Genomic DNA, 760 nt, shown 5'->3' on the forward strand with positions numbered 1-760 from the left:
AACGGCTAAGCGGGTTCACTAAATTTTACGCAAAATGCTTATTATTTAATTTATTTCCAAAAAGGGGATATATAATTACCTATTTTGTGTTAACATATATGTGAGACTATTATTTGGAGGTGCATAAAAATCGTCTACTAATTAATTTTAAGGAGGCATTATCTAGATGAAAAAGAGAATATTCAGTACTATTTTAGCTGGTGCAATTTTCATGGTATCTCCTGTGAGTATCTTTGCTTCTTCCAATCAAGTCGAAAATAACCATTTTGAATTTCTAGTACCAAAAAATCAAATCGTAGAATTACAAAATTTAGATCCTATTACTAAAGAGGAAATGAATCAACTATTTAATAAATTTGAAAACGAATTCAACAGTACAATAACTCAAAATGATAGATTAGAAGCTGAACAAATTGTTAAAGAGCTAGCAGGTGATGAATATTCAATATCATCTAGTGATTATGATCAATACTATAACGAACTGAGAAAAGGAAACTACATTGAAGGGGTATTAGATCGAGATGAGGGACTATCGGCATTAGACATTACCAAAATTGGATTCATCCACGCTAATACAGCAAGAGAGGAAGCTTTAAAAAAATACCCTAATGATGTTATGTTAAGAGATGCTTATCGTCACTTTACTTGGAATTATATAGCTACTAAAGATGTTGGGGCAATTAAAACGAGAACCGCCACTATTAATCATGAATGGGGAATAATTCTTTTAAATCCGGTTTTAAACTATTATAATAACAGA

The 760-nt window shown here is 30.7% G+C and carries 1 pseudogene; it reads left to right on the top strand.

Annotation, left to right across the window (positions count from 1 at the left end):
* Positions 1 to 166: 166 nt before the first annotated feature.
* Positions 167 to 760: pseudogene (locus CHH67_RS24080) on the top strand (hypothetical protein); the annotation flags it as partial.

It is taken from the genome of Paenibacillus campinasensis (assembly GCF_002272015.1).
GTDB classification, from domain to species: Bacteria; Bacillota; Bacilli; order Paenibacillales; family Paenibacillaceae; genus Paenibacillus_AQ; species Paenibacillus_AQ campinasensis.